Here is a 21,390-nt window from a genome sequence, read left to right on the forward strand (position 1 = left end):
GTGGCGTCGTCGTGTTGGAAGCGGGTTTTGCGCAGGCCGAGTGATAAGCTGCTCAGCGGAACATCGCGATTTGCCGATGTCGCCCGAACTGCTGGACAGATCGAAGTCGGATCGGTCCTCGGTAGTGGCCGCCGGAAGGCATGGGTTCCCCTCGTCATTCCGGCTGCTTCGATCGAAGGCCGTCTGCACAGCATGCGACGCATGCCCGCCCAGCACAGTGGCGAAATCGTGCACCTCAGCGCATGTCTCCCGAAGCCGTGCCACGCACTCACGCCTGGTCAGCGGCCTCGTTACGTATATTCACCGGCCGCCACACTGGCGCGCCGCATCGAAGGGATGAACCCCACACATGTCTGACACCCTCGACGTCTACGAAGACGACGTCACCGAAGCCACCGCGATCATCGATAACGGCAGCTTCGGCACCCGCACTATCCGCTTCGAGACCGGGCGCCTCGCGCTGCAGGCCTCGGGCTCCGTCGTCGCCTACCTCGACGACGACACCATGATCCTGTCGACCACGTCGGCCTCGAAGGCGCCGAAGGACCACTTCGATTTCTTCCCGCTCACCGTCGACGTCGAAGAGCGCATGTACGCCGCTGGCCGTATCCCCGGCTCCTTCTTCCGTCGCGAGGGCCGCCCGTCGACCGACGCGATCCTGACCTGTCGACTGATCGACCGCCCGCTGCGCCCGACCTTCGTCGACGGTCTGCGCAACGAGATCCAGGTCATCGAGACCATCCTCTCGCTGGACCCCAACGAGTACTACGACGTCGTCGCGATCAACGCGGCCTCGGCGTCGACCCAGATCGCCGGCCTGCCGTTCTCCGGCCCGGTCGGCGGTGTGCGCGTCGCACTCATCCCCACCGAGGAGAACAAGAGCGGCCAGTGGGTCGCCTTCCCGACCGTCGAGCAGCTGAAGGGCGCCGTGTTCAACATGGTCGTCGCCGGCCGGATCACCTCGGGCGAGGGCGATGGTGCCGATGTCGCGATCATGATGGTCGAGGCCGAGGCCACCGACAACGTGCTCGAGCTGATCGCGGGCGGTGCGCAGGCGCCGACCGAGGAGATCGTCGCCGAGGGCCTCGAGGCCGCCAAGCCGTTCATCGCCCGGCTGTGCGAGGCGCAGAAGAGCCTGGCCGAGGCGGCTGCCAAGCCGACCGGCGAGTTCCCGCTGTTCCCGCCGTACGAGGCTGACGTCTTCGACGCCGTCGAGGCGGCCGCGTCGGAGAAACTGGCCAAGATTCTGACCATCGCGGGCAAGCAGGAGCGCGACGAGAAGACCGACGAGTTGAAGGCGGAGCTGCTGGAGCAGCTCGGCGGCCAGTTCGAGGGCCGCGAGAAGGAGATCGGCGCCGCGTACCGGTCGCTGACCAAGAAGCTGGTCCGCCAGCGCATCCTGACCGACCACTTCCGCATCGACGGCCGTGGCATCACTGACATCCGTTCGCTGTCCGCGGAGGTCGCGGTCATCCCGCGCGCCCACGGCAGCGCGCTGTTCGAGCGCGGCGAGACCCAGATCATGGGCGTCACCACCCTCGACATGATGAAGATGGCCCAGCAGATCGACTCGCTCGGTCCGGAAACCTCCAAGCGCTACATGCACCACTACAACTTCCCGCCGTACTCGACCGGTGAGACCGGCCGCGTCGGCTCGCCGAAGCGTCGCGAGATCGGCCACGGCGCACTCGCCGAGCGCGCGCTGGTTCCGGTGCTTCCGAGCGTCGAGGAGTTCCCGTACTCGATCCGTCAGGTGTCCGAGGCGCTGGGCTCCAACGGCTCGACGTCGATGGGCTCGGTGTGTGCCTCGACTCTGTCGATGCTCAACGCCGGTGTGCCGCTGAAGGCCCCGGTCGCTGGCATCGCGATGGGTCTGGTGTCCGACGAGGTGACCGTCGACGGCAAGTCCGAGACTCGCTACGTCGCACTGACCGACATCCTCGGCGCCGAGGACGCGTTCGGCGACATGGACTTCAAGGTCGCCGGAACGAAGGACTTCGTGACCGCGCTGCAGCTCGACACGAAGCTCGACGGCATCCCGTCGAAGGTCCTCGCCGGAGCGCTGAGCCAGGCGCGCGACGCCCGTCTCACCATCCTCGACGTCATGGCCGAGGCCATCGACGAGCCGGACGAGATGAGCCCGTACGCCCCGCGGATCACCACCGTGAAGATCCCGATGGACAAGATCGGCGAGCTGATCGGCCCCAAGGGGAAGACGATCAACGGCATCACCGAAGAGACCGGCGCCAGCATCTCGATCGAGGACGACGGCACCGTATTCGTCGGCGCGACCGACGGCCCGTCGGCGCAGGCCGCGATCGACAAGATCAACGCCATCGCCAACCCGCAGCTGCCCAAGGTCGGCGAGCGCTTCCTCGGCACGGTCGTCAAGACCACCGCCTTCGGCGCCTTCGTCTCGCTCCTTCCGGGCCGCGACGGTCTGGTGCACATCTCCAAGCTGGGCAACGGCAAGCGCATCGACAAGGTCGAGGACGTGGTCAACGTCGGTTCGAAGCTGCGCGTGGAGATCGCCGACATCGACGAGCGCGGCAAGATCAGCCTCGTCCCGGTCGCCGACGACGCCTGATCTGAAGCACTGCGACAACGCGGTGGTTGTGACCGATACCGGGTCGCAACCACCGCGTTGTTCGTCGACGGCTTACTGTCGACGCCGGGCCGCCTCTACTGCTCGCAGATCGCGCGTAGCGTGAAGTCATGGGTGGATCAACAGTCATCGTCGGGGGCGGCCTCGCGGGCGCGAAGACCGCCGAAGCGCTTCGGGAACGGGGTTACGACGGGGCGATCGTCCTGCTCGCCGCCGAATCCCACCTCCCGTACGAGAGACCGCCGCTGTCGAAGGGGTACCTGTCCGGCTCCGACGACCGCGACTCGGTCTTCGTGCACGACCGCGCCTGGTACGACGAGCACGACGTCGACCTGCGGGTCGGGGTGACCGTCGAACGGATCGACCGGGACGCGCGCCAAGTCGCGCTGTCCGACGGCTCCGCGGTTCACTACGACAAGGTCGTGATCGCCACCGGATCGCGGCCCCGCCGGTTTCCCGGCGATCCCGACGTCGCCTATCTGCGCACCCTCGACGACTCCGATGCCCTGCGGGCACGGTTCGGGGAGGGCAGGTCGCTGCTGATAGTCGGCGCCGGCTGGATCGGGCTCGAAGCCGCGGCGGCCGCGCGCGGCGCCGGCACGGCGGTCACCATCGTCGAACCCGCCGACGCGCCGCTGGAGAAGGTACTGGGCAAACAGCAGGGCGGCGTCATCGCCGAACTGCATCGCCGGCACGGCGTCGACCTGCGCCTGAGCACCGGAGTCGAGCGGATCGAATCCGGCACGGTCACGGTCGACGGCGGGGAGGAGTTGACGGCAGACACCGTCCTGGTCGGCATCGGAGCCGAACCGATCACCGACGTGGCCGCCGATGCCGGTCTGGTCGTGTCCAACGGGATCGACGTCGACGCGGGGCTGCGCACGAGCGATCCCGATTTCTTCGCCGTCGGCGACGTCGCCAACCAGGACCATCCGCTGTTCGGCCGGATCCGCGTCGAGCACTGGGCTAATGCGCTGAACCAGCCTGCCGTCGCCGCGGCCAACGCGCTCGGCGGCGACGAGACCTACGCACGTCTGCCGTACTTCTACACCGACCAGTACGAGTTCGGCATGGAGTATCGCGGCTACGCGTCCGGCGAGGACCAGGTCGTGGTCCGCGGCAGCGAGGACGACCTGGAATATCTGGCGTTCTGGCTGGCCGACAGAGTCGTCCGGGCCGGGATGAACGTCAACATCTGGGATCGCGGCGACGACATCGCGACGCTCATTGAGTCTCAGCGCAGGGTTGATCCGGCGCGCCTAGCGGATCCGTCGATTCCGCTGGCGGACGTCTGACGAGCGAGATTACGCGACGTCGATCGGCCCGGCCGTCCCGCTGAACGCCCGCAGTGCGCCCGCCGCGGACTTCGCGTCGCCGTAGTAGCGGATGCGATAGACGCCGGCGGCGTTCCGCGGAACGCGCCAGGTGATGGTCACCTTCGACGCCGAGGTGCTGCCCTGGGGACGCTCCCATTTCAGCTCGGTCGACTCGTGGTCGTCGTCGAAGGCAACCGTCCAGCCCGCCGGGGTGCGCTTCTCAACCGCGAAGTAGCCCGCGGTGCCCCGCCCGCGCCGGATCCGGTTCGTGGGATAGGCGCCGCAGAACGACGCCCGGACCGTTTCGCCGCCGCGCACCCTGCTTTTCGGTGCGGCCACGACATCACCGAAACGGTGGCCCGGCATCGGAGAGTCGGCCGGTTGGGAACCGAGGAGGTCGGGTTGTGGCCGAGTCTTCCCGGCCGGACGGGGCCCGGTCGAGAGGCGCCGTCCGGCGGCCATCGCCGCCGCCATCCGGTGGAACTCCTGCATGTAGGCGCACAACGTCCAGCGGCCGAACAATGTCGCGCCACCCTCGTACTGCTGTGACACGTACTCCTCGGGCGTGGTGACGTACTGGCTGAACCCGTTCGAGTAGCCCTGGACCAGCACATTCTCCAGCGGCACCCGCAATGCGTCGGCGATGACCTGCCGCACGCGCAGACCCGAGACGATCGTCACCTCCGCCGGAATGGCCGCCAGCACCAGGTCGCCGATGCGGATCAGCTGAATCGGCAGCGTCTGCTCGACCCACGGCTGGGGCGGCAGGAGCCCGAGCGGAAACATGATCGCCTTGGGCGCTTGGCTGTCGGCGATCCACGGTTCCGGGGTCGGCACCGCGTCGGCGCCCAGCGCGATAGCCAATTCGTTGCGGGCGCCCTCGTGGATGAATCCGAGTTGGCTGCGCGTGTTCTCCTCTTGGCTCGTGGCGACCGCCGCGGCGCCCATCATGGCCGGCGTGGTGCGGACGGTCCGCCCGTGCGGGGTGAAGTCGCCGCTGACGGTGATGTCGGAGAGCGTGACGTATCGCGCCGATGCGTCGACGCCGGTGCGCGTCATCGGTCCGGCCTGCCCGAGTGCGTTCTGCGCCGCCCGGTCCTGGCGACGGCCGATGATGACGCGATTGGCCCGGTTGCTCTCGGTGGGGCCGCCTGGATTCATCTTGCGCAGCCACAGATTGGGGGACATGTCACCGGCGTTGGTCTGCGCGTGTGCGCTGATGACGCCCGGGCTCCGTTGCTCGGCGAGATAGGCCGCGTAGCCCTTGTTGTCCGACGAGATGAGGAAATTGGCGTCGGTCAGCGAGGTGCCGTGGGTGGCGAACCAGGTGATCTCGCCGATCACCTCGCCGCCGCGGCGCAGTCGGAGAGCCGTGACCTGCGGGTCGATCTTGTCGGGAAAGTGGCGTTTATCGGACCGGGGGTTGAGGTCGAAGGCGGGCTGCGATCGATTGGCACTCGCGTTGTGCAGTTCGGTCCGGCCCAGTTCGACCGTTCCCGGGGCGAGACTGTCGTGAGCCTGGGCGACCGCTTCGAGCAGCCCTGCCATCTCCGCGGCGAAAGAGTTGCGGCGGTGGCCCTTCGCGGCCAGCACGTACGCGTAGTCCCATGACGTCCCACCGCACGAGTTGTGGTTGTGCGTCGCGTTGATGTTGACGTTGTGCAGGTTGTAGGTGTTGCCGTAACGCTTCGCCAGCTCCGCGAGCAGCGTCGAGTGATGCGAGGTGAACACGCACGCCAGATCGGCGTTGATGAACAGGACCCGCTTTCCCGTCGCCGCGTCGGCGACGATGAACGCCCGGGCCCAGGTGCGCTGAAGCAGGCCGTTGGCCACCTGGTCCATATCGGAGTAGCCCATCATGCCCTGTCCGGCGATGGCGCCGGTCAAGTCACCTTTCCCCGCTCCGACGAGATAGCCGCCGGGGGAGGCCGCCGAGGCGCCCGGCCCCGCGGCATTCGCGATGCCCAACCCGGTGGCGGTCACGGCGACGGACTGGATGAGACTTCGGCGCGACAGGTTCGGCAAGCCACAACTCCTGGTTAGAACAGGTTGCAATTCCTAGAAGATTAGCGCGGGTCGTGGACGCGAATTCACCGCCCCTGCTCGTGCTTTCACCCGGTGTGCGCCGAACGAACCGATAGGGTCGGTCGCGGGCGGTCGTTTGCGGGCGCTGCGGAATCGGTGATCGGCGATGGAGGGTCGAGTGAATCTGGACGAGTACATGGGCTACGACGCGACCGGCTTGGCAGAGCTGGTGGCAAGCAAGCAGGTCACAGCGAAAGAACTGCTCGAGTTGGCCCGCAAACGGGCGAGCCAGGTCAACGGCAAGCTCAACGCCATCGTCATCGACATCGACAAGGAAGCCGACGAGCAGGTCGACGGCGAGTTGACCGGACCGTTCGCGGGTGTTCCATTCCTCGTCAAAGACCTCGGCCAGGAGTATCGGGGATACCCGACGACGGCGGGTTCGCAGTCACTGCGCAACGATGTCGCCACCGAGAACGCACTGATCACTGACCGATTCCTGGCGGCTGGCCTGGTCGTCTTCGGTAAAACCGCCACGCCGGAGCTGGGGTCCAAGGGCATCACCGAGTCGGCGTTGTGGGGTCCGTGCCGCAACCCGTGGGACACCTCGCGCACTCCGGGCGGCTCGTCGGGCGGGTCCGCCGCCGCGGTTGCGGCAGGTGTCGTGCCGGCCGCGGGCGCCAACGACGGCGGCGGGTCGATCCGCATCCCCGCAGGGTGCAACGGACTCGTGGGCTTGAAACCCAGCCGCGGCCTCGCGCCGTACGGGCCGCAGACCGGCGAGCTGATGTTCGGCATGGCCGTCGACGGTGTCGTATCGCGGTCGGTGCGCGACAACGCGGGATTGTTCGACGCGATCGTCGGTCGCAACCGCCTCGCCGACTACCAGGCGGCACTGCCGACGCGGAAGTTCGCCGAGGCGATCAAGAAGAAGCCGCGCAAGCTCAAGATCGGCTTCTCGGCGCACTCGGCGATCACCGGCCGCGCCGAACCGGAGGCGGTCAAGGCCATGGCGGCGACGGCGCAGCTGCTGACCGATCTCGGCCACCAGGTCGAGGAGGTCAAGCCGCCCTATGACGACAAGGCGCTCGCGGAAACCTTCTTGACGATCTGGTTCGCGCAGTTGGAAGGGCAGATCGCCGACATCAAGAAGCGCACGGGCGCGAAGGACGGCGACTTCGAACCGGACACCCTGGCGGTGGCCGAGATCGGACGGGCGAACGGCGTCGCGGCACTTATGCAGGCCTTGCGAAGGACCACCGAGTACACGCACGCGATGGAACGTTTCTACGCCGACCACGACTTCTACCTCACCCCGACGATGGCCCGCCCGCCGATCAAGGTCGGCGAATTGGACACGCCGGCGCCGCTGCAGGTGGCGGCGCGGGTCGTCCATCGCGTCCGCGCCGGGAAAGCGCTGGTCCTCAGCGGAGTCATCGACCAGATGATCGAGGACAACATCGGATGGGTGCCCTACACGCAACTCGCGAACCTGACCGGCCGCCCGGCGATCACCGTCCCGACCTACTGGACCGACAACGGCCTGCCGCTGGGCGTCCAGTTCAACGGCACGCTGGGCGCCGACGCCGCACTCCTGCAGCTCGCCGCCCAATTGGAGGAGGCGCAGCCCTGGATCGACCGGTTCCCGGCTGAGCCGCGCCACCACCTGGCGAGCTGAACCGGTCGATCTGGCCATCGAAACGGCCCGCGACGAGATAGTCGCGGGCCGTTCCGAACCGTCATCAGACGATGTCGAGCAGTGACGTCTCGTCGTCGGTGCCGATTCCGCCCAGCGGTTTGGCCGTCGAGTCGTCGAGGATCTCGTTGAGGTGCGCCTGGATGTCTTCGGGCGTGCATTCCGGGTTCGTGTAACCCTCGTTCATCGCCAAGGCCAGTCGTTGCATCAGGCCGCCCTGGGTCAGGATGATCTCGCCGGCGACGCTGCACTCGTCACTCGCGAGGTAGGCGACCGTCGCCGACACCATCGCCGTCGTCGCTGTTGGCGACTGCCTTCCCGCCCGCGGCATTGATAGCGGCGGTCGCCTCTTCGGCTGCGGTCGCGTCGACGTCGTTGACGACGACCGATGCGCCCCGCGAAGCGAGCAGCTCGGCGTGTGAACGCCCCAAACCGCGGCCCGCTCCGGTGACCACCGCGACCTTGTTGTCGAACCTCAACATCGTTTCACTCGCTTCCCTCTGGTGCTGTGCGGCGGTGTGCCCCCGACGTGAGTCGGGGCGAGCAGAAACCGCGCGCCGTATCCGGTACGTGGCGATTGTCGCCCGTGGCGGCGGTCACAGGTGTCCAGATTCTTGGACAGTAGCGGCACGGTCGGGGTGGCCGCGCGTCGCCCGGGCGGTGGTGCGGTCACTAGACTCGACGACGATCAGCGACGGAGGAGAGTGGCAAATGGCGGACAGCATTCGCGTCGGGGTGCTCGGCAGCAAGGGCAAGGTCGGGCAGGCGATCGTGGCGGGGGTCGACGCGGCGCCGGACACCGACTTCACCGTCGGCGTCGACAAGGGGGATGACCTGTCGGCATTCGTCGACAGCGAGACCCGGGTGGTCGTCGATTTCACCCATCCGGACGTCGTGATGGACAGCCTGGAGTTCCTGGTAGAAAACGGAATCCACGCGGTCGTGGGGACCACGGGCTTCACCGCCGACCGCCTCGAAACCGTGCGGTCGTGGGTTGACGCCAAACCCGGTGTCGGTGTGCTGATCGCCCCGAACTTCGCCATCGGCGCCATCCTGTCCATGTACTTCGCCGAGAAGGCCGCGCGGTTCTTCACCTCCGCCGAGGTCGTGGAGTTGCATCATCCGCAGAAGGCCGACGCACCGTCCGGCACCGCGACGCGCACGGCCGAGCTCATCGCGGCCGCGCGAGCCGAGGCCGGCCTGGAACCGATGCCCGACGCCACGTCGACCGGGCTGCAGGGTGCGCGAGGCGCACTCGTCGGCGACGTGCACGTGCATTCGGTGCGGCTCGCGGGGCTCGTGGCCCACCAGGAAGTCCTGTTCGGCACCCAGGGGGAGAGCCTGACCATCCGGCACGACTCGATCGACCGGACCTCATTCGTGCCGGGCGTGCTGCTCGGCGTCCGCGAGATCGGCGGGCACCCGGGGCTGACCGTCGGCCTCGACAAGTTCATGAACCTCTCGTAGGGATTCGCGACGATGAGCGCCGACACCTCCAAACGCAGTTCGTTGCCGATTCTGCTGATGATCGGCTTCCTCGTGCTCGGCTTGATCATGTACATGGCGATCCTCGGCTGGCGCGGCGTGCAGCTCATCGCCGCCGGCACGCCGACGGGAATCGGTGTCGGGCTCGGTGTGCTGATCCTGCCCGTGCTCGGTGCGTGGATGATCTATTCGACGCTCTCGGCGGGCCTGTGGCACCAGCGGTTGGCCGCCGCCGCCGGGGAACAAGGACGCGATCTCGACGTGTCCGGGTTGCCCAGGCGCCCGTCGGGACGCCTCGAACGCGACGCGGCCGATGCCCTGTTCGACCAGGTCCGCGCGGAATGGGAGGCCGACCCGGACGACTGGTGCAACACCTATCGGATCGCCCGCGCCTACGACTACGCCGGCGACCGGACCCGCGCCCGTCAGATGATGAAGACGGCCGTCGCGCAGTACCGCTCGTCGGACCCCGAACGTCGCTGAAAGGGGCAGACCCATGGCCCGGTTGCTCATCGTCCACCACACACCGTCGCCGCACTGCCAGGAGATGTTCGAGGCGGTGGTCGCCGGGGCCACCGACCCGGACATCGAGGGCGTCGAGGTGGTCCGCCGGGCGGCGCTGCACGTGTCGCCCGCCGAGTTCCTGGAGGCCGACGGCTATCTCCTCGGCACCCCGGCGAATCTCGGGTACATCAGCGGCGCGTTGAAGCATGCGTTCGACTCCGCGTACTACCAGATCCTGGATTCGACGCAGGGGCGCCCGTTCGGCGCGTACCTTCACGGTAACCAGGGCACCGAGGGTGCCGAGAAGGCGATCACGACGATCACGACGGGGCTCGGCTGGATCAAGGCCACCGAATTCGTGGTGGTGTCCGGGGCGCCGACCAAGGAGGACCGCGAAGCGTGCTGGGAGCTGGGTGCGACGGTTGCCGCGCAACTGATGGGGGAGTAGGGCCGGGAGCGGCCCGGGCAGGCGAATGACGATAACCGAAGTCGCGCCGCCACGTTCGACGCCGGCGGCAACCCGGCGCGCCATCTGGAATACGTTGCGCGGATCGAGCGGCAACCTGGTCGAGTGGTACGACGTCTACGTCTACACCGTGTTCGCCACCTACTTCGAGCGCCACTTCTTCGACGCGGCCGACAAGAACTCGACCGTCTACGTCTACGCGATCTTCGCGGTCACCTTCGTGATGCGGCCGGTGGGGTCGTGGTTCTTCGGCCGCTTCGCCGACCGCCGCGGTCGCCGCGCCGCGCTCACCGTCAGCGTCTCGCTGATGGCGGCGTGCTCGTTCGTCATCGCGCTGGTGCCCGGTCGGGAGACGATCGGCGTGGCCGCCGCCGTCATCCTGGTGGCGTGCCGGCTGGTGCAAGGGTTCGCCACCGGCGGCGAGTACGGAACGTCGGCCACCTACATGTCCGAGGCGGCCACCCGTGAGCGTCGTGGCTTCTTCTCGTCGTTCCAGTACGTGACGCTCGTCGGCGGACACGTCCTCGCGCAGTTCACGCTGCTCGTACTCCTGTCGCTGTTCACCGCCGACCAGGTCTCCGAGTTCGGCTGGCGGATCGCCTTCTTCATCGGCGGGCTCGGCGCGATCGTCGTGTTCTGGCTGCGCCGGACGATGGACGAGTCGCTGTCGGACGAGCAGCTGGCGGCCGTCCGGGCGGGGGAGGACACGTCGTCGGGGACCGTGCGCGAACTGCTCGTCGGCTACTGGCGGTCGCTGGTGCTCTGCTTCCTCATCACCATGGGTGGCACGCTCGCCTTCTACGTCTACAGCGTGAACGCGCCAGCGATCGTGAAGGCGGCCTACGCCGACGACCGTGCGATGACGGCCACGTGGGTCAATCTGATCGGACTGATCTTCCTGATGTTGATCCAGCCCATCGGGGGCGCTATCAGCGACCGGATCGGCCGAAAACCGATGCTGGTCTTCTTCGGCGTTGGCGGCGTCGTCTACACGTACTTCCTCATCACGTTCCTGCCCACCTTCCATACCGCGCTGGCCTCGCTCGCGATGGTGTGCGGCGGCTACGTGATCATCACCGGCTACACATCGATCAATGCGCTCGTCAAAGCGGAGTTGTTCCCGTCGCACATCCGGGCACTCGGCGTCGGCTTGGGTTACGCCCTGGCCAATTCGATCTTCGGGGGCACGGCACCCTTGATCTACCAGGCGGCCAAGAACGCCGACCGGGTGCCGTGGTTCATCGCCTACGTCACCGTGACCATCGCGATCTCGCTCGGCGTGTACGTCTTCTTCCTCCGCAACAAGGCCGAGACCTACCTGGACCGCGAGAGGGGCGCCGCGTTCGTAGCGGTGAAATGAGTCCGTGGCAACGGCTCCGATGGTCGAACGACCCGAGCGCGAGCCCACCACGGATCGGCTGCTCAGACGGGCGCTGCTCCCCCGTGCCGCTAGCTACGTCGGAGGAAATCTACGGGCAGGCCGTCGGCCGGGGTAGGGCCGGTTCCATAGGTCAGTTCGAGCCGGTAGTCGTCAGGGACCGACCATTCGAACCGCTGCAGCATCTGGTGCATGATCGCCTTGATCTCCATGCCCGCGAAGTAGAGGCCGATGCACTTGTGGGCGCCGCCGCCGAACGGCGACCAGGCGAAGCGGTGCACCTTGTCCTCGCGGCGTTCGGGGGAGAAGCGCTCCGGATCCCACTTGGTGGGTTCGGGCCACCACTCGTCGAGCAGCATCGTCGCCCACGGGTGGATGGCGATGAGGGTGCCCTTGGGGATGTACTTGCCGAGGATGTCGGTATCGCGGATCGCCATCCGGAACAGCATCCCGACGGGGGCGTTCATGCGCAAGGTCTCTTTGAGTGCCAAGTCGAGACTGGGCAGTTTGTCGATGTCCTCGTAGTCTATGGCGGTTTTGCCCAGCGCCAGCGATTCGGAGCGGAGGCGGTCCTGCCACTCGGGGTTGCGGCCGAGGAAGTAGGTGAGCATCGACAGGGCGATCGTGCTGGTGTCGTGGGCCGCCATCATCACGAAGATCATGTGATTGACGACGTCTTCGTCGGTGAAGGTCTCACCGTCGTCGCTCTCGGTGTGACACAGGACGGTGAACAGGTCGTCGCCGGTTCCGGCCCGCCGCGTCGCGATCTCGGAGCGGAAGTATTCCTGCAGCGCCTCGCGCCCCCGTAGGCCCCGCGCCCAGGTGCCGACCTTGATATCGGCCCGTATCAACGCTTGTCCACCGCGCACGGCGGCCTCGAACGACGACTCGAGTCGGTGCGCCTCTTTCTCGGTTACCGCCGCGCCCATGAATACCTCGGTGGCGAGGGTCAGCGCCAGGTCCTTCACCCGGGAGTAGACCGGGAATCCGGCACCAACGTCCCAGTTGGCGAGGGTCTTGTCGATATGTGGGGTCATGATCCCGAGGTAGCCGCGCAGCCGGGCCGGGGCGAACGCCTGCTGCATGATGCGCCGGTGATGCATGTGCTCCTCGAAGTCCATGAGCATGATCCCGCGGCGGAAGAACGGGCCGATCATTGGCTCCCAGCCGTGCTCGGAGGAGAGTGCTTTCTCTTTGTTCATCCACGCAGCCTCAACCTCAGCCGGCCCGACGAGCGTCACCAGGTTCATCCCGATGCTGCGGCCCCAGGAAACTCCGCCGTAACGCTCATAGCGCTCCATGGACACCTTGAGCGGGTCGTTGAGCATCTCGAACACACTGCCCAAGTACGGCATGCCGGCTTCGCCCATCACAGGCTCGAGCCCGGATTCGGCCGGCGGCTGCGCGAGCGGCGCCGGCCGGCTGGGATAGGCAGAACTGACCTGCGCCAAGGCAGACCGGATCATTCTCCTCGCGTCGGACTGGACGTTCTTCAGATTTGGCGCCATCGCCGCTCTCCCCGTGGGCTGGACTGGATCCGACAGAATGAAACGGATCAAGATTTCTGTCTCAACATTGAGAGTAAGGAGTTCGGGCGCCGATGTCACCGGTTTCAGTCAGCGGATAGTCCGCTGCCGTCGTCGTGCCTGCGACGCGCCTGGTGGCGTGCTGGATAGACTCGACCCATGAGCGCGTCCATCCCCACCCCGTACGAGGACCTGCTGCGTCACGTGCTCGAGAACGGCACCCCCAAAGCCGACCGGACGGGCACGGGCACCCGCAGCGTCTTCGGGCACCAGCTGCGCTACGACCTGGGTGAGGGCTTTCCGCTGATCACCACGAAGAAGGTGCACCTCAAGTCGATCGTCTACGAACTCCTGTGGTTCCTGCGCGGCGATTCCAACGTCCGTTGGCTGCAGGAGCGCGGGGTGACGATCTGGGACGAGTGGGCCGACGCGAACGGCGACCTGGGCCCGGTCTACGGGGTCCAGTGGCGAAGCTGGCCGACACCGTCGGGGGAGCACGTCGACCAGATCGCCAACGCCATCGAGATGCTCAAGGCCAACCCCGACTCGCGGCGCAACATCGTCTCGGCATGGAATGTCGGCGAGATCCCGCAGATGGCGCTGCCGCCGTGCCATGCCTTTTTCCAGTTCTACGTCGCCGACGGCAAGCTGTCCTGTCAGCTCTACCAGCGCAGCGCGGATCTGTTCCTCGGCGTGCCGTTCAACATCGCCTCCTACGCGCTGCTGACGCACATGGTGGCTCAGCAGGTGGGTCTGGGCGTCGGCGACTTCGTATGGACCGGCGGCGACTGCCACATCTACGACAACCACGTCGAACAGGTGACGACGCAGCTTTCCCGCGAGCCGTTCCCATACCCGAAACTCCGTCTGCGTCAGCGGGATTCGATCGACGCCTACGAGTTCGAGGACGTCGAGGTGCTCGACTACCAATCGCATCCGGCGATCAAAGCGCCGGTGGCCGTGTGAGCGAGAGTTGGGTCGCGCTTCCGGTCAGGGTCCAACTCGTGTGGGCGCAGGCGCGCGACGGGGCGATCGGGCGGGACAACGCGATTCCGTGGCGCGTTCCTGAAGACATGGCGCGCTTCAAGGAACTGACCATCGGCTATCCGGTGATCATGGGCCGCAAGACCTGGGATTCGCTTCCGCCGAAGTTCCGTCCGCTGCCGCACCGGCGCAACATCGTGCTGACCCGCGACGACGCGTGGAGCGCCGAGGGGGCTGTCCGGGCGCGGACCCTCGACGAGGCGCTCGTCCTCGCCGACGGCGAGCCGGTCTCGGTGATCGGCGGCGCCGAGGTCTACCGGGTGGCGATGGATCGTGCCACCGAGCTGCGGGTGACCGAGATCGACGTTGAGGTCCCCGATGCCGACGCCTTCGCGCCGCCGATCGGCCCCGGATGGGAGGCCTTCTACACCGGCGACTGGTTGCTCTCGAAGTCGGGGGAGCGCTACCGCTTCGTGAACTACCGGCCTGTGCGATAGCAGCGCTTCTGGGGCAAAGCGCCGAGCCGGGAAGCGGTGAGGATCTAGCCTCGTCTCATCACCGAAAGCCGATGCGAGGAGCGGGCATGACCATTCTGCGCGGGTTCGCACCCTGGATCGCCTACGCCGTCGTCGCGAGTATCAGCGACACGTCCTGGCGCTGGGCGGCGGTTGCCGCCGTGATCGTGGGCCTCGCGCTGATCCTCGACGACCGCCGTCACGGGATCACACCCGACGCCCAGATCCTCGAGATCAGCGCCATCGTGTTCTTCGTCCTGGTCGCCATCGTCGGCTTCGTCACCGAGAACTCGGAGTTTCACCGGTACGACAGTGCCCTGGCCTTCGGCTGGCTGGCGCTCACCGCGTGGGGATCGCTCGCCATCGGCAAGCCGTTCACCGAAGGCATTGCGAAACGTGAAGTACCCCAAGAGTATTGGGGCACCGAGAAGTTCCGCCGAATCAATCGCGCGATCACCACGGTCTGGGCCCTCGCCTTCACCGCGACCGCGATCGCCGTGTGGGTGATCTATCGCCGCGAACTCGGCGACACCGCGGACATCGTCGCCCAGGCGCTCGGCTTCATCATTCCGATCACTTTCACCAACTGGTACAAGGGGCGCGCAACCGCCGGCGCCGACGAGACGCAGCCGACTGCCTGACGCCCGCTTTGGCATGTGCTCACCGAAAATGACAAAGTAGAGCGGTCTTTCGGCAGGAGCGGCCTGCCGGCGCACGACGAGGTGGGTACTGGTGGCGGTTTCAGTTGACGGCAAGTCCTATTCGCTGGTGATGTTCGACCTCGACGACACCTTGGCCGCGTCGAAGAGCCCACTGACCGACGAGATGGTCGACCTGATGCGCCGACTGCTCGGCGAGGCCGCCGTCTGCATCATCTCCGGAGGAAACGAGACCCAGTTCCGCAGCCAGGTTCTGGGGCGGATCGGAATCTTCGACGGGTTGGCGGATCTGCACCTGATGCCGACGTGCGGCACCCACTACATGAGGTTTGCCGATGGTGAGTGGGAGACGGTGTACAAGGAGGACCTCAGCGAGGACCAGAAGCGCCGCGCGCTGACCGTCGTCGAAGAGGGGGCCCGCGAACTGGGCCTCTGGGAGTCGAAGACGTGGGGCCCGATCCTGGAGGATCGCGGTAGCCAGGTGACGTTCAGCGCGCTGGGGCAACAGGCGCCGGTCGACGCCAAGGCCGCATGGGATCCCGATGGCCGCAAGAAGGAATCGCTGCGCGCGTACGCCGCGGAACGGCTGCCCGACCTGGAGGTCCGCAGCGGCGGATCGACATCGGTCGACATCACCCGCAAGGGCATCGACAAAGCCTACGGAGCCCGACGGCTCATGGAGATTCTCGACCTGGGCACCGCGGACATCCTGTTCTTCGGCGACCGGCTCGACGAGGGCGGCAACGACCGCCCGGTCGCGGACTTGGGAATCGACTCGATCGCCGTCCACGGCCATGAAGACACCGCGGCGCGGCTGAGCGCGATCCTGGCCTAGTCCGGTCCGCTGAGTTCACCGATCCCGCCTCGTTTCGCCGCTCCTGCATCGATCGGTGCAGGTTGGCCGAAACGGTGCTGGACCGGTCAGGCGCGCAGGCGGTCGCGCAGTGCGGTGATCTCCTGGTCGGACAGGCGCAGCCCCTTGCGCAGGTAGCCGTCGAAACTCCCGTATACGCGGTTCGCGGTGGCGAACGAAGTGCGCAGGTACGACAGCCGCACGCCTTGAAGAGGATCGGCGGGCGAAGTGTGCCGGAACTTGTTGGACGCAAGGTAGTCGCGCTCGACCGTGGCGCGGTCGACCCCGGCGATGGTGAGCAGCAACGCGGCGGTCCAGCCGGTGCGGTCCTTGCCGGCGCTGCAGTGGAATAGGGCGGTACGGCCCCGGTCCAGCGTTCTGGACACGAGTCGCAGGGTGTTGGCGAATCCGGCGCGCGCCCCGGCGTCGGTGACGAAGTAGGCGTAGGCGGAGTCGAGGTCCACCGCCTCGACGAGGTCGAGGCCGAAGATGTCCTCGTCGAAGTGGCGGGTGCGCGGAATCGACCGGTCCGGCTGAATCTGGCGTTCGACCGTCGTGCGCAGGTCGATCACCGTCGCCAATCCGAGGCGGGCGAGCTTCCGTTCGTCTCCGTTGGTCAGCTTGGACAGGTTGTCGCTGCGCAGCACCCGCGGGTTCAGCGAGTGACCGTCGGTCGTCCGGTAGGTCGCGAAGGTGCGCGTGTTCTCGGTACCGACCAGCTTGACCAGTCGAGGATCGGACTTGACCGGCGGCACGGCGAGCGCGGCGGGCGCCCCCAGCGCGCCGAAAGCGAGTGACGCGGCAACGAGGGGGAGAGCGAGAAGTCGGGGTAGCATCCGCATGCCCTGACTGTAAATGGAATCGAGTCCGGTTCGCTCAGCGGGCGAGCAAAGCGCTGCGCAACGCGTTGACGTCTTGCGGTGTCATCCGCAGGCCGATCCGGACGTAGTTGTCCCAGTTGCCGTAGAGCGCGTCGGCGTGCCGGAACGCTCCACGCACCCACTCGACGTCGACCCCGTCCCGTTGTGCCTGGAAATCGGCCTCGATCGTGGCCATCGGTGCGTCGAGCAGCCGCAGAAGCAGAGCCATCGCCCAACCGGATCGGTCACGGCCGGCCGTGCAGTTGATGACGACGGCGTCGTTGCGGCCAGCGGTCTGCGTCACCTTCAGGAGCATCTTCCGCCACGCCTCGAGCGCGCCCGGGTTGTCCACGAAGGTGCGATACATGCCGGGGAAGTTCGAGTAGCCGGAGAACGGGGCGAGGCGCATGACGTCGGCGACGAAGGTCGGGGCGCCGGGAGCCGGACGGTTGGGCCGCAGCTGGCGTTCGGGGTCGGACCGGAGGTCGATGACGCTGCGCACGCGGAGCCGCCTGAGGTCCTGTTCGCCGGCCGGGGTCAGCCCGCCCAGATCGCTGCTGCGGATCACCTTCGCCGAGATCGCCCTGCCCTGGTTGGTCTTGTAGTTCGCCAGCGTGCGGGTGTTGAACGCGCCGTCGATCTTCACCCGGGCCGGCGGCGGCGCGGCCTGCGCGGGTGCGACCGTGACGGTCGTCGCGGCAGGAGCGATCACCAGCGCGACGAGAGCGACGAGCGGCCCTCGTGCGCGGCGCACCGATCCGGCGGTGGTGAACATACAGCTAATCTAGTGAATCACCCCCTACTCCGACCATGGCATTGGCCAAAAGAAGGCAGTGAATCAGCAGTGTCCGAGATCGTCCCCCTGAAGGTGCAGCTGGTCGCGTCGACCCAGTTCACCGCGCCCGACGTTCCGTGGAGCACCGACACCGACGGCGGCGAGGCCCTCATCGAGTTCGCCGGCCGCGCTTGCTACGAGAGCTGGGACAAGCCGAATCCGCGCACCGCGACGAACGCCGGGTACCTGCGCCACGTGCTCGAGGTGGGGCACACGTCGCTGTTCGAGCACGCGACCGTCACCTTCTACATCACCGGCATCTCGCGCTCGTGCACGCACGAGCTGATCCGGCACAGGCACTTCTCCTACTCGCAGCTCTCGCAGCGCTTCGTCCCCGAGCACGACGCGAGCGTCGTCGCGCCGCCCGCGATCCGGGGCGACGACGAGCTGGAGGAGTTGTTCCGTGAGGCGACCGACGCGAGCCGCGCCGCCTACACCGAACTCCTGACGCGGCTGGAAGCCAAGTTCGCCGACGTTCCCAATGCGATCCTGCGGCGGAAGCAGGCGCGTCAGGCTGCCAGGTCGGTGCTGCCGAACGCCACCGAGACGAAGATCGTCGTGACGGGCAACTACCGGGCGTGGCGGCACTTCATCGGTATGCGCGCGACCGAGCACGCCGACGTGGAGATCCGCCAGCTGGCCGTCGAGTGCCTGCGGCAGCTCGTCGACGCGGCTCCGACGGTGTTCGGCGACTTCGAGATTTCGGCGCTGCCCGACGGCACCGAAGTGGCCACCTCGCCGTACGTTCTGGAGGGATGAGCGGGTAGCCTTACCGACTATGAGCGCAGGTGAGACCCCGACGTCCGAGCGTGCCTTCGGCACGATCGGCGTGGCCATGGTGACCCCGTTTTCCGCCGACGGTTCGCTGGACCTCGAGAAGGCCGCGGAGTTGTCCAACCACCTGGCCGACAAGGGCGTCGACAGCCTGATCCTCGCCGGCACCACCGGTGAGTCGCCGACCACGCAGCCGTACGAAAAGCTCGAAGTGCTGCACGCCGTCCGAGACGCGGTCGGCGATCGTGTGAAGATCGTCGCCGGCGTCGGGACCTACGACACCGCCGAGAGCGTCGTCTTCGCGCAGGATGCGCAGAAGGCCGGTGCGCACGGTCTGCTGGTCGTCACGCCGTACTACTCGAAGCCCCCGCAGGCCGGCTTGCTCGCGCATTTCACCGCCGTCGCCGACGGCACCGACCTGCCGGTGATGGTCTACGACATTCCGCCGCGTTCGGTGGTGCCCGTCGCCGACGACACCATGCGGCGGCTCGCCGAGCACCCGAACATCGTCGCGGTGAAGGATGCGAAGGGCGATCTGGTCGGCGGGGCGGAGATGATCGCCGAGACCGGGCTGGACTACTACTCCGGCGACGACGGGTTGAACCTGCCGTGGTTCTCCGTCGGCGCGGTCGGTTGCGTCAGCGTGATCGGCCACCTGGTGTCCGACCGGCTGCGCGACCTGCACATCGCCGTCGGTAACGGTGATCTGGACAAGGCGCGCGACCTCAACCTGTCCATGGCACCGCTCTACCGGGCCATGTCGCGACTCGGCGGCGTCACGATGGTCAAAGCCGCGCTGCGAATCCAGGGATTCGACGTCGGCGACCCGCGCCTTCCGCAGGTACCCGCCGACGGTGAACAGATCGAGGCCCTCATCGCCGACCTTCGAGCCGCGAGCGTGCTCTCGTGACCGAGCAGCCCGGCACCGAGCAGCCCGGCACCGATCAGCCCGGCGCGCGACGCCGGCGGCGTAGCGCGAGCCGGCCGTCCGGACCGCCGGTGGAGCCGCCCGCCGTCTCGGCGCAGGAGCCGCCGGCCGCCCGGGAGGATCAGCCCGCCGATCGGCGACCGTCGGAAGAGTCGCAAGCGGCACCAGCCCGCGCGGACAACACGGCGAATGTGCAGCCGTCGGCCGAGGCGGCGTCGAAGAAGCCGAAGAAGCGGAAGAAGAAGTCCGGCGGGCCGGGCGGGGGAGCACCAGCGGCCAGGCCCCTGCCGGTCGACCGGCTCGGGCTTCCGCCGAAGCTGCCCAAGGGCGGACTGCGGGTGGTCGCGCTCGGCGGCATCGGCGAGATCGGCCGCAACATGACGGTCTTCGAATACGACGGCCAGCTGCTCATCGTCGACTGCGGGGTCTTGTTCCCCGAGGATGCTCAGCCCGGCGTCGACCTCATCCTCCCGGACTTCCATTACATCGAAGACCGGATGGACGACGTCGCCGCGATCATCCTCACCCACGGACACGAGGACCACATCGGCGCGGTGCCTTTCCTGCTGCGGCTGCGCGGCGACATCCCCGTCGTCGGGTCGCGGTTCACCTTGGCACTGGTCGAGGCCAAGTGCCGCGAGCACCGACAGCGCCCCAAGCTCGTCGAGGTGACCGAGGGGCAGCGGACCCAGCACGGCGCCTTCGACTGCGAATACTTCGCGGTGAACCACTCGATTCCCGACGCCATCGCCGTCGCCATCCGCACTCCCGCCGGTTTGGCGCTGCACACCGGCGACATCAAGCTCGACCAACTGCCACTCGACGGCCGTCTCACCGACCTGGCCGGGTTCAGCCGACTCGGCGACGACGGCGTCGACCTGTTCCTCGTGGACTCCACCAACGCCGAGGTTCCTGGATTCGTCACTCCCGAGCGCGAGATCGGCGTCGTGCTCGACCAGGTCATCGGCCAGGCGCGCCAGCGCGTCATCGTCGCGTCCTTCGCCAGCCACGTGCACCGGATCCAGCAGATCGTCGATGTCGCCCACCGGCACAACCGTCGCGTGTCCTTCGTCGGCCGGTCGATGGTCCGCAACATGCAGATCGCCCAGGATCTCGGATACCTCTCGGTACCCGACGGCGTCGTCGTCGACCTCGATACCGCCGCGTCCCTGCCCGACGACCGTCTCGTGCTCATCTCGACGGGGTCGCAGGGCGAGCCGCTCTCGGCGCTGTCGCGGATGGCGCGCGGTGAGCACCGGCAGATCAACATCCGCGAGAACGACCTGGTCGTCCTGGCGTCGTCGCTCATCCCGGGCAACGAGAACTCGGTCTTCGCCGTGGTCAACGGTCTGGTGCGGCGCGGCGCGAAGGTCATCACCCAGCAGAGCGCGAAGGTGCATGTCTCTGGGCACGCCTCGGCCGGCGAACTGCTGTACCTGTACAACGCCGTCCGCCCGACCAATGCGATGCCGGTGCACGGCGAGTGGCGCCATCTGCGCGCCAACGCCGCGTTGGCCGAGGCGACCGGCGTCGACCCGGAGCGGATCGTGCTCGCCGAGGACGGCGTCGTCGTCGACATGGTGGACGGCCTGGCGAGCATCGTCGGCCGGGTGCCAGTCGGGCACGTCTACGTCGACGGGTTGTCCGTCGGCGACGTCGGCGAGTCGACGCTCTCGGAGCGCCTCGTGCTGGGTGAAGGCGGTTTCATCGCGATCACCGTCGCCGTCGACGCGGCCACCGGCAAGCCCGTATCGGTGCCCGAGGTCTCCGGCAGGGGCTTCTCCGACGATCCCGACGCGCTCAAAGAGGCGGCCGAAGTGGTGAACAAGGCGCTCGACGTGCTGGCGTCCGAAGGCATCACCGAGACGCATGCGGTCGCGCAGGCGATCCGGCGTGCAGTGGGCCGATGGGTAGCCGAGACCTACCGTCGTCGGCCGATGATCATTCCGACGGTCCTCGAAGTGAACCGCTAGCCTTCCTC

Annotated in this window: 19 protein-coding genes and 1 pseudogene; 14 read left to right on the forward strand and 6 right to left on the reverse strand. The window is 67.4% G+C overall.

Annotated elements, in window-relative coordinates; all coding sequences use genetic code 11:
* Window positions 1-349: 349 nt before the first annotated feature.
* Window positions 350-2,587, forward strand: coding sequence for a polyribonucleotide nucleotidyltransferase (locus GOARA_RS05650; protein ID WP_007321364.1), 2,238 nt, complete (start codon window positions 350-352; stop codon window positions 2,585-2,587).
* A gap of 128 nt (window positions 2,588-2,715) precedes the next feature.
* The gene (locus GOARA_RS05655) at window positions 2,716-3,900 is read left to right on the forward strand and encodes an NAD(P)/FAD-dependent oxidoreductase (RefSeq protein WP_007321365.1); all 1,185 of its coding nucleotides are present in this window, start codon (window positions 2,716-2,718) and stop codon (window positions 3,898-3,900) included.
* A gap of 9 nt (window positions 3,901-3,909) precedes the next feature.
* Here the strand turns inward: GOARA_RS05655 and GOARA_RS05660 are convergent, their stop codons facing one another.
* Window positions 3,910-5,946 (reverse strand): neutral/alkaline non-lysosomal ceramidase N-terminal domain-containing protein, encoded by a 2,037-nt coding sequence (locus GOARA_RS05660; protein ID WP_007321366.1) that lies wholly within the window; start codon window positions 5,944-5,946, stop codon window positions 3,910-3,912.
* Between the two features lie 178 nt (window positions 5,947-6,124).
* On the opposite strand from GOARA_RS05660, the gene GOARA_RS05665 reads away from it, so the two are divergent.
* Complete coding sequence (locus GOARA_RS05665; protein WP_007321367.1) at window positions 6,125-7,624, forward strand: amidase; 1,500 nt, start codon at window positions 6,125-6,127, stop codon at window positions 7,622-7,624.
* Window positions 7,625-7,688: 64 nt separating this feature from the next.
* Here GOARA_RS05665 and GOARA_RS05670 read toward each other — a convergent pair whose 3' ends face one another.
* Together GOARA_RS05670 and GOARA_RS20530 are read right to left on the reverse strand one after the other, a co-directional pair.
* Entirely contained in the window at window positions 7,689-7,928 is a 240-nt protein-coding gene (locus tag GOARA_RS05670) for a hypothetical protein (RefSeq protein ID WP_138947562.1), read from the reverse strand.
* 13 nt (window positions 7,929-7,941) lie between these two features.
* Window positions 7,942-8,124 (reverse strand): annotated as a pseudogene (locus GOARA_RS20530) (SDR family NAD(P)-dependent oxidoreductase); the annotation flags it as partial.
* 229 nt (window positions 8,125-8,353) lie between these two features.
* On the opposite strand from GOARA_RS20530, the gene dapB reads away from it, so the two are divergent.
* The 4 genes from dapB to GOARA_RS05695 are packed head-to-tail and all read left to right on the forward strand — an operon-like array spanning window position 8,354 to window position 11,457.
* Window positions 8,354-9,109: a 4-hydroxy-tetrahydrodipicolinate reductase gene (gene dapB / locus GOARA_RS05680; RefSeq protein WP_007321370.1), complete on the forward strand. Its 756-nt coding sequence runs from the start codon at window positions 8,354-8,356 to the stop codon at window positions 9,107-9,109.
* A 12-nt stretch (window positions 9,110-9,121) separates the two neighbouring features.
* Complete coding sequence (locus GOARA_RS05685; protein ID WP_007321371.1) at window positions 9,122-9,610, forward strand: hypothetical protein; 489 nt, start codon at window positions 9,122-9,124, stop codon at window positions 9,608-9,610.
* A 13-nt stretch (window positions 9,611-9,623) separates the two neighbouring features.
* Complete coding sequence (locus GOARA_RS05690; RefSeq protein ID WP_007321372.1) at window positions 9,624-10,079, forward strand: flavodoxin family protein; 456 nt, start codon at window positions 9,624-9,626, stop codon at window positions 10,077-10,079.
* A gap of 25 nt (window positions 10,080-10,104) precedes the next feature.
* A complete protein-coding gene (locus GOARA_RS05695; RefSeq protein ID WP_040521894.1) occupies window positions 10,105-11,457 on the forward strand; it encodes an MFS transporter in 1,353 nt (450 codons plus the stop codon).
* Between the two features lie 89 nt (window positions 11,458-11,546).
* On the opposite strand, the gene GOARA_RS05700 is transcribed toward GOARA_RS05695, so the two are convergent.
* Complete coding sequence (locus tag GOARA_RS05700; protein WP_040521896.1) at window positions 11,547-12,941, reverse strand: cytochrome P450; 1,395 nt, start codon at window positions 12,939-12,941, stop codon at window positions 11,547-11,549.
* A 219-nt stretch (window positions 12,942-13,160) separates the two neighbouring features.
* Here GOARA_RS05700 and GOARA_RS05705 point away from each other — a divergent pair, with 219 nt between their 5' ends.
* The 4 genes from GOARA_RS05705 (at window position 13,161) to GOARA_RS05720 (ending at window position 15,994) form a co-directional block, all read left to right on the forward strand.
* Entirely contained in the window at window positions 13,161-13,967 is an 807-nt protein-coding gene (locus GOARA_RS05705) for a thymidylate synthase (protein ID WP_007321375.1), read from the forward strand.
* Window positions 13,964-14,482, forward strand: a complete 519-nt coding sequence (locus GOARA_RS05710) for a dihydrofolate reductase (protein ID WP_007321376.1) — start codon at window positions 13,964-13,966, stop codon at window positions 14,480-14,482. Before GOARA_RS05705 ends, GOARA_RS05710 begins: the two co-directional genes overlap by 4 nt.
* Window positions 14,483-14,568: 86 nt before the next feature.
* Window positions 14,569-15,141 carry a DUF3159 domain-containing protein gene (locus tag GOARA_RS05715; protein WP_007321377.1) on the forward strand — a complete coding sequence of 191 codons (573 nt, stop codon included), beginning with the start codon at window positions 14,569-14,571 and terminating at the stop codon, window positions 15,139-15,141.
* Window positions 15,142-15,232: 91 nt separating this feature from the next.
* Window positions 15,233-15,994 (forward strand): HAD-IIB family hydrolase, encoded by a 762-nt coding sequence (locus tag GOARA_RS05720; protein WP_007321378.1) that lies wholly within the window; start codon window positions 15,233-15,235, stop codon window positions 15,992-15,994.
* Between the two features lie 86 nt (window positions 15,995-16,080).
* On the opposite strand, the gene GOARA_RS05725 is transcribed toward GOARA_RS05720, so the two are convergent.
* On the reverse strand, window positions 16,081-16,854 hold the full coding sequence (locus tag GOARA_RS05725; RefSeq protein WP_245548365.1) for a tyrosine-protein phosphatase: 774 nt from the start codon (window positions 16,852-16,854) through the stop codon (window positions 16,081-16,083).
* 34 nt (window positions 16,855-16,888) lie between these two features.
* The gene (locus GOARA_RS05730; RefSeq protein WP_007321380.1) at window positions 16,889-17,647 is read right to left on the reverse strand and encodes a tyrosine-protein phosphatase; all 759 of its coding nucleotides are present in this window, start codon (window positions 17,645-17,647) and stop codon (window positions 16,889-16,891) included.
* Window positions 17,648-17,716: 69 nt separating this feature from the next.
* On the opposite strand from GOARA_RS05730, the gene thyX reads away from it, so the two are divergent.
* Genes thyX through GOARA_RS05745 form a run of 3 tightly spaced genes read left to right on the forward strand, consistent with a single transcriptional unit; the run spans window position 17,717 to window position 21,382 of the window.
* Window positions 17,717-18,466 carry an FAD-dependent thymidylate synthase gene (gene thyX, locus GOARA_RS05735; protein WP_007321381.1) on the forward strand — a complete coding sequence of 250 codons (750 nt, stop codon included), beginning with the start codon at window positions 17,717-17,719 and terminating at the stop codon, window positions 18,464-18,466.
* 19 nt (window positions 18,467-18,485) lie between these two features.
* Window positions 18,486-19,391, forward strand: coding sequence for a 4-hydroxy-tetrahydrodipicolinate synthase (dapA, locus tag GOARA_RS05740; protein ID WP_007321382.1), 906 nt, complete (start codon window positions 18,486-18,488; stop codon window positions 19,389-19,391).
* On the forward strand, window positions 19,388-21,382 hold the full coding sequence (locus GOARA_RS05745) for a ribonuclease J (protein ID WP_007321383.1): 1,995 nt from the start codon (window positions 19,388-19,390) through the stop codon (window positions 21,380-21,382). Before dapA ends, GOARA_RS05745 begins: the two co-directional genes overlap by 4 nt.
* Window positions 21,383-21,390 lie beyond the last annotated feature (8 nt).

This window comes from Gordonia araii NBRC 100433, assembly GCF_000241265.1.
In the GTDB taxonomy this organism is placed as follows: Bacteria; Actinomycetota; Actinomycetes; order Mycobacteriales; family Mycobacteriaceae; genus Gordonia; species Gordonia araii.